This window comes from Hyphomonas oceanitis SCH89, assembly GCF_000685295.1.
Lineage (GTDB): Bacteria > Pseudomonadota > Alphaproteobacteria > Caulobacterales > Hyphomonadaceae > Hyphomonas > Hyphomonas oceanitis.
In genome coordinates, this window is the sequence record NZ_ARYL01000064.1 from 1 (window position 1) to 7,933 (window position 7,933).

General features: G+C 57.3%; 7 protein-coding genes. All 7 read left to right on the top strand.

The genetic code is table 11. From position 1 onward, the window contains the following. Positions 1–61: 61 nt before the first annotated feature. The 7 genes from HOC_RS19545 to HOC_RS19575 all read left to right on the top strand — a co-directional run bounded on the left by HOC_RS19545 (position 62) and on the right by HOC_RS19575 (position 7,743). On the top strand, positions 62–1,339 hold the full coding sequence (locus HOC_RS19545) for an APC family permease (protein WP_051625138.1): 1,278 nt from the start codon (positions 62–64) through the stop codon (positions 1,337–1,339). A gap of 153 nt (positions 1,340–1,492) precedes the next feature. After that, on the top strand, positions 1,493–1,921 hold the full coding sequence (locus HOC_RS19550) for a potassium channel family protein (RefSeq protein ID WP_035541823.1): 429 nt from the start codon (positions 1,493–1,495) through the stop codon (positions 1,919–1,921). Positions 1,922–2,030: 109 nt separating this feature from the next. Continuing rightward, positions 2,031–3,032, top strand: coding sequence for an HlyD family secretion protein (locus HOC_RS19555; RefSeq protein WP_035541827.1), 1,002 nt, complete (start codon positions 2,031–2,033; stop codon positions 3,030–3,032). Between the two features lie 2 nt (positions 3,033–3,034). Continuing rightward, positions 3,035–4,768 (top strand): ATP-binding cassette domain-containing protein, encoded by a 1,734-nt coding sequence (locus HOC_RS19560; RefSeq protein ID WP_051625139.1) that lies wholly within the window; start codon positions 3,035–3,037, stop codon positions 4,766–4,768. Further along, on the top strand, positions 4,765–5,907 hold the full coding sequence (locus HOC_RS19565; protein ID WP_035541835.1) for an ABC transporter permease: 1,143 nt from the start codon (positions 4,765–4,767) through the stop codon (positions 5,905–5,907). The genes HOC_RS19560 and HOC_RS19565 overlap by 4 nt, the downstream gene beginning before the upstream one ends. Positions 5,908–5,911: 4 nt before the next feature. After that, positions 5,912–7,018, top strand: a complete 1,107-nt coding sequence (locus HOC_RS19570) for an ABC transporter permease (protein WP_035541838.1) — start codon at positions 5,912–5,914, stop codon at positions 7,016–7,018. A gap of 32 nt (positions 7,019–7,050) precedes the next feature. Next, positions 7,051–7,743, top strand: coding sequence for a DUF6629 family protein (locus HOC_RS19575; protein WP_051625140.1), 693 nt, complete (start codon positions 7,051–7,053; stop codon positions 7,741–7,743). Positions 7,744–7,933 lie beyond the last annotated feature (190 nt).

Consider the following 7,933-nt stretch of genomic DNA (forward strand, 5'->3'; position numbering starts at 1 on the left):
CCGTGAGGAGACGGGGCGGACCATCCCATTAGGCTCGCTAAGTCTCGCAGGAACCGTTGCGATGGGCACCGGTGTCATGATTGGCGCCGGGATCTTCGCACTGACCGGGCAAGTCGCGCAATTCTCAGGACCGGCGTTTCCGCTCGCCTTTTTGCTTGCGGCCGTGGTCAGCGGGTTCAGCGCCTACACCTACATCAAAATGTCGAATAAATATCCGTCGGCCGGCGGCATCGCGATGATCCTTCAAAAAGCCTATGGGCCAACGACAATTGCCGCCGCCAGCGCGCTGCTCATGACGATGTCGATGATCATCAATGAGAGCCTCGTCGCTCGCACATTCGGCGCCTACACATTGCAACTCTTTGATGTTTCGAAAGACAGTATTCTGGTACCAGTTCTGGCCGTCGGATTGATCGTTTTTGCGTTTGTAATCAACATATCCGGAAACAAAATCATTGGCAGCGTGTCCAAAGTTGCAGCGGTCCTGAAAGTTGGCGGCATTCTGATCTTTGCTGGCGCTGCGCTCTGGGCGTCCGGCCTTTCTTTTGAAGCAGCCTCCTCGGCCACAACAAATGAGACTGGACCTGCGGGATTCCTCGCCGGCGTCGCCCTCGCCATTCTTGCTTTTAAAGGGTTCACCACGATCACCAATAGCGGCGACGAGGTGAAAAACCCCAATAAGAATGTCGGCCGCGCGATCATTTGGTCGCTGGCGATCTGCCTTGTTGTCTACATGGCTGTCGCTCTGGCGGTCGGGTCCTCACTGACACTTGAAGAAATTGTCGCAGCCAAGGATTTCTCGCTCGCAGAAGCCTCGCGCCCGGCCTTTGGTGATTTTGGCGTGGCGTTTACCGTGATCATTGCAATCATCGCCACTGCGTCGGGACTGCTCGCCAGTGTCTTCGCGGTTTCGCGCATGCTCGCCATGCTGACGAATATGAACCTGATCCCGCACAAGCATTTTGGCATGCCCGGCGGCATCCAGAAACACACGCTTGTCTATACCGTTGTTTTGGCTGCCTTCCTGGCCGCTTTCTTCGATCTTGGGCGGATCGCTTCACTCGGCGCAATTTATTATCTCGTAATGGATATTATTATCCATTATGGCGTGCTGCGCTATTTACGCGAAGATGTCGGTGCCCGCGCCTCTATTCTAGTCGCCGCCATATTATTCGATCTGATTGCCCTTGGCGCCTTCCTGTTCATCAAAGCGACCGCAGACCCAATGATCGTCGTCATCGCGATTGGGTCAATGGCTGCAATCTTCGCTTTCGAAGCGCTCTATCTCGGCCGGATCCGCGACAAGGAGGCGCCCGATCATGCGCACTCTCACTCGTGATGTAACTGGTCCGCCGGGGGTAAACCTGGTGGTGTTCTGCGAGCGAACGGTGAGCAGGACTGGGATCCTTATTGGTTTAAATGCGATGGCGCACCCTATCGCGGGGCGTATCACAACGCTTTCGCGGACCCGGCACACCGCGAGGTTCGCGCCATGATCCTGGCGATTGTCATCTCCGCAGTCACCTTTGTGCTATCCGGCGCGCTTCACTATGCGATTGTCTCAGGCGCATTCCGCCACCTCGGAGCTGCGAGCTATCATCGCGGCCGCAAACTGGTCACTGCGCTTTGCGTCTCGGGGATTGCGCATCTCGCGGCGGCCAGTCTTTACGCCCTCGCTTACGGCCTGGGCCGCGCCCTGGATATAGGTGATCTAAGCGGTGATACGCCGACGACAGCCATGGACGTCTTTTACTTTTCGCTCGTCAGTTACACCTCACTCGGTCTTGGCGACATTGTTCCAACCGGTCATTTGCGCTTCGTCGCCGGTGTCGAGGCGCTGAATGGTTTCCTGCTCATCAGTTGCTCGGCGGCGATGCTATTTCTGTTCATGACCGAACAGAGCGAGGAAAGCAGCTCATGAGAGCCTCCTCTCGCGCTTCAATACAGTTACACCTGAAATGTTTGGCGCGCGCCTGCGCCTATAAGGGAAGGAACTCGGCCACGCGTATTATTGAGGAATGGGGGCACAAATGACCAATCTGGTAAAACGCTATGGTCTGATCGGCATCGCCATCGTCTTCCTCGCTGCCGCGATTGTCGGCTGGACACAGCTACGCAACCCCCATGAAGAGCTCGGCCATATCGAAGTGTTCGGAAATGTCGATGTGCGCCAGGTCAATCTGGGTTTCAAAGTTCCCGGGCGCCTCGCCGAAATGATGGTCGATGAGGGCGACGAGGTCGCTGCGGGTGCAGTTGTCGCAAAACTCGAGCCGATTGACTATGAAAATGAGGTGAAACTCGCGAAAGCGCGGGTTGCGCGGTCTCAAGCTGCGCTCAACGTTTTGCTCGCCGGCTCCCGACCTCAGGAAATCGCGCAAGCTGAAGCGCAGCTCGCCGAAGCAGAAGCGGCTCTGACCGTCGCTGAAACCACCCTGTCGCGGCAGGAGTTTCTTGCCGAGCGAGATATCGCCTCACACCAGGCACATGAGGAAGCCGAAGCGCGGCATGGCGCGGCCATTGCGCAGCTTGACGCCGCCGCAAAAGGCTTGGAGCTGGCGCGCATCGGACCGCGCTCTGAGGATATCGATCAGGCGCGTTCAGTGCTAGCCGCCGAACAAGCCGCTCTCGCCCTGGCTGAGCAACGCGTCGCCGATACGATGCTGACCGCCCCAAATGAAGGCATCATTCTGACACGTGTTCGCGAGCCGGGCGCAATCATCGGTGCAGGGGAAACCATTTATACCTTAACCTTGACCTCGCCGGTCTGGGTGCGCGCCTATATTGAAGAGCCAGATCTTGATTTGATCCAGGCCGGTATGGACGCCGAGGTGCGCACCGACTCCGGACGCGTCTATACAGGCCAAATCGGGTTCATTTCGCCGGTCGCCGAGTTCACGCCAAAGACGGTCGAAACCCGGTCATTGCGAACCAGCCTTGTCTACCGCGTGCGCATCATCGTTCAAGATCCAGAACACCGCCTGAAACAAGGCATGCCGGTTACAGTCATGCTCAGCCCCGACCGGGATGTTTGAGCGTGCCGGGCCCGCTGATCCAGATAGATCAACTCAGCAAGCGCTTTGATAAGGGCGCCCTTGCGGCGCTCGATTCTGTTACGGCCCATGTCAATGCAGGGGAAGTCACTGGTCTGGTTGGTCCCGATGGGGCTGGAAAAACCACATTGCTGCGTCTGATCGCAGGCTTACTGGTTCCCTCAACCGGTAAGATCACTGTCAACGGTCTGGATCCCGTCACGGATAGCGGAGCGGTTCACCGGATTGTGTCCTATATGCCCCAGCGGTTTGGGCTCTACGAAGATCTGAGCGTCCAGGAAAACCTGACGCTGTATGCTGATCTGCGGTCAGTTCTCGGGTCAGACCGCGAAGAGGCCTTTGAGCGGCTTTTGGGATTTACAGGCCTCGCACCGTTCACAAACCGGCTGGCTGGAGCGCTTTCCGGCGGCATGAAGCAAAAGCTTGGCCTTGCCTGCGCCCTCATCAAGAAACCCGACTTGCTGTTGCTTGACGAACCAAGCGTTGGCGTCGATCCGATCTCCCGGCGAGAGCTTTGGCGCATGGTCTATGAACTGGTCGATCAGGGGATTGGCGTCGTCTGGAGCACGGCCTATTTGGATGAAGCTGAACAATGCGCCCGCGTTCTGCTCCTGAATGAAGGCGCCTTGCTTTATGCAGGCTCGCCGCAAGACCTCACAGACCGGGTCGCCGGTCGCACCTACCAGATCCGGCATATCGACACCGATCGCCGCGAAGTCCTAAGCGAAGCAACAAAGCTGGCAACCGTGATTGACGGCGTTATCCAGGGAAGCCGCGTGCGTCTGGTCATGGCCGAAGGGGCCGATCCGCCAAGTCTCACGCCGCTGAATGCTGGCGTAGCAGCTGAAATCTCGCAAACCCCGCCGCGGTTTGAAGATGCCTTCATGGATCTGATCGGCGGTGGATTTCGCGCGACCTCACCTTTTGCCAATCGAGAGGATAGCGCCGCACATACTATGAATCAGGTGGTAGAGGCGCGCGCGCTAACGCGGCGGTTCGGGGATTTCACAGCTGCTGATAATATCAGCTTCGAAGTGGGGCGCGGTGAAATCTTTGGCCTGATTGGACCCAATGGCGCTGGCAAGTCGACCACGTTCAAAATGCTGTGCGGTTTGCTCCAGCCGAGCGAGGGCTCGGCCCGTGTGGTTGGCCTTGATTTGCAAAACGCCCCAAGCAAGGCGCGCGGCCGGATCGGCTATATGGCTCAAAAATTCTCGCTCTATGGCGATCTTAGCGTTCAGCAGAACCTCGATTTTTTCGCTGGTGTTTATGGCCTGACAGGCAAATCCCGCAAAGACGCCATCTCTCAAATGATTGAGACGTTCGGGTTTGCTGACAGGCTGGATGTCAACGCCATGGGGCTGCCGCTTGGCTATAAACAACGCCTGGCGCTCGCCTGCGCGGTTATGCACGAACCGGATGTCCTTTTCCTTGATGAGCCGACATCCGGTGTTGATCCACGCACCCGGCGAGAGTTCTGGACCCATATCAATGCGATGGTCGCCAATGGCGTCACGATCATGGTGACAACGCACTTCCTGGATGAGGCGGAATATTGCGATCGGATGGCGCTTATTTATCGCAGCAAGATGATCGCCAGTGGCTCACCTGATGAGTTGAAAGACCGCGCCCGCGCAAGCGGCATGATGGACCCAACGCTTGAGGACGCGTTCATTGCGCTGGTTGAGCAGAGTGATCGAGAGCGCGAGGCGGGATGAAGGACCGCGAACCCCTTGCGCTGCGGTGGCGACGTCTGACCGGCCTGATCGTAAAGGAGTCGCGCCAGGTTCTGCGCGACCCGAGTTCCGTCTTGATCGCGGGCGTGATGCCGCTCTTGCTTCTCTTCCTGTTCGGCTATGGCGTAACCTTTGATCCACGCCAACTTGATGTCGCATTGGTGGTTGAGCAGCAGTCATCGGAAACTGCGAGCTTCCAAGCCTCGCTTGAAAACTCAACCCTGTTCGAGGTCGAAACGGGCCCGGATCGTCGCCTGTTCGAGCGCGCGCTGACACTTGGCGAATTGGATGGGTTAATCGTACTGCAAGCTGATTTCGCGGAGAAAGCGTTTCGGGCCGAAGGCGCGCCTATTCAGGTTATCGTGGACGGCGGTGATCCGAACACGGCATATCTGGTCAGTGGTTATGTCGAGCTCCTATGGGCCAACTGGCTGGAACAGGAATGGATCAGCCGTGGACGACCGGCCCTGGCGCCAAGTGTGCAGCTGGAACCGCAAGTCTGGTTCAATCCGGAGATTTCGAGCCGAAACTATCTCGTGCCAGGATCGATTGCGATCATTCTGACAACGATTGGCGCGCTCCTCACCGCCCTGGTCGTCGCACGCGAATGGGAGCGTGGCACGATGGAGGCATTGCTCGCGACGCCGGTTGGTATCTTGGAGCTGCTGATTGGCAAACTGGTGCCATACTTCCTGCTCGGGCTGGGCTCCATGGCGCTCGCGGTCATCACAGCCGTGCTTTTGTTCGGCGTGCCGTTTCGGGGTTCGCTCGCCGTGCTCATTCTGTCCTCATCGCTCTTCATGCTGTGCTCGCTCGGTCAGGGCCTTCTGATCTCTACCTTGACCCGCAACCAACTGGTCGCCGCGCAAACCTCAGTTTTAACCGCCTTCCTACCGGCTTTCTATTTTTCGAACTTCGTATTCGAAATTGACAGTATGCCGCTCGCATTGCGCCTGATCAGCTATGGCGTCCCCGCCCGATACTATGTCTCGACCTTGCAAACTGAGTTTCTCGCAGGCGACGTCTGGAGCGTTATCGTTCCGGATCTGATTGGGCTCGGCGTGTTTGCGCTCATCATCTTCGCTCTCACGGCGCTGACCACGCGCACGCGTCTGGAATAGCGGCATGTTTCAACGCATCTGGTCTCTCATTATCAAGGAGCTTCTCGCCAGCGCCCGCGACCCGCAAACTCGCTGGGTCGTGCTGTTTTCGCCGCCTTTCCTTCTGGTGATTTACGCCTTCGCCATCACCCAGGAAATCTCCAGCGTCACGCTCGGCGTGTACACCCAGGATCGCGGCGTCGAGGCGCGAGAACTGATCAGCAGATTCGAGGGTTCACCGACGTTTGAAGAAATTCTCTATCTGCGTCGCGACGCCGATATCGCCGCGGCAATTGATTCTCGTTCGGTCGATTTGGTCTTGAGGATCGGTCCGGACTTTTCCCGGCAATTGGAGCGCGGTGAACCAGCGAACGTACAGCTCATTCTGGATGGCCGCGCCTCCAACGCCGCCCAAATCCTTGCAGGTTATTCTGGGCGGATCGTCCAGGATTTCAACGAAGATCAAGCGACCGCGCTCGGTGTGCCGACCCTCACCAAGGTCGTGACCCGTGTTTGGTACAATCCAAATCTCGATCCGCTTTGGTCAGCCGTACCAGCGCTGTTTGCCGTCCTGACCGCGATTGTCGGGTTCATGGTCTCGGCCCTGTCCATCGCACGCGAGCGCGAACTTGGTACATTCGAGCAGCTGCTTGTGTCGCCGCTCAGGCCAACAGAGATTCTGATCGGCAAGGCGGTGCCGGCTCTGATGATCGCCCTGGCAAGCGCGACAGCAATGCTGATCCTTGGCTGGCTGGTTCTGGATGTTCCCCTGCGCGGGTCTCTGCTTCTGCTTTATGCCAGTATGATCATCTATCTCGCCGCGATCATCGGGATTGGTCTGTTTATCTCTTCGCTCGCAGCAACACAGCAACAGGCGATCATCGGTCTTTTCATCTACATGATGCCAGCTGTCCTATTGTCAGGGTATGCAACCCCGGTCGCCAATATGCCCGATTGGCTCCAAGCTTTGAACGAGTCCAATCCGATCATGCATTTCATCGTGATCAGCAAGGCCGTCTATATGAAGGACGCGCCAGCTGAACTCTTCTTCCACCATACCTGGCCCATGGCGGTTATCGCTGTCGTGACCCTTACCGCAGGCGCCTGGCTGTTTCGCAGGCGCGTGTCCTGACCCAAAATTAAGCAATCAAGAGGACCAAAAATATGTGCCTATCAGCAGAAGTCAGTTTCATCGCCGCCGCAGGGCTTATCCCGGCAGGCGCGCTTAGCATGCGCCAGGCCTGGCGGGGCGACCGGCGTTATTTGCCACTGGCAACCCTGCCACTCCTGTTCGGACTGCAACAGCTTGCTGAAGGCGTTGTCTGGGTTGCCGGCGCCGGCCAGAATACCGAGCTCATTGCCACCGCTTCACTCAGTTATATGTTCTTTTCCTGGCTCGCATGGCCTGTCTGGATCCCGGTCTCGACTTTCGCCTTGGAGCCGGCGAAGCGAAAGCCCTACTTCCTCATATTCGTGATTGTCGGCGCGATGCTCGGCGCCTTGCAATATGTGCCTTACTTCGCGCATGCGGATTGGCTCAACACGCGCTTCCTCTCGCACGTGATCATCTATGAAGGTACTGAGCTGCTGGACTTTGTTGGCCGCCGAGAAGTCACTTATGCAATCTATATATCGGTCGTGATCTTGCCGTTGTTGCTATCATCCGTGCGCGGTGTGCGCATCTTTGGCCTGCTGGCGCTGGGTGTGCTCATCACCACCTATACCTTCTTTGCATACGCCTATGTGTCAGTCTTTTGTTTCGGCGGTGCTTTAATGTCATTCTATCTCGTCTGGATGATGTTCAAGGGCGATGGCGCGCCGCAACGCCGCTTAGAAGGTTCATTCGAGGCCGTATGAGGTCTTAGAGATAACCGCTGGTCCCTCCAATATCGGCCGGGGATTTTGAAGCGCTCATTCGCGAAACAGAAACGCATCACAAATCGTTTTCCGAGGGGGCGCGCGAGATGTCGCGTAATACAAATCAGAAGCTAAAGAACTGGTTTTTGGAGCGCTCCAGTGTTCCCCGTCAGCGACTATGAGACAGACG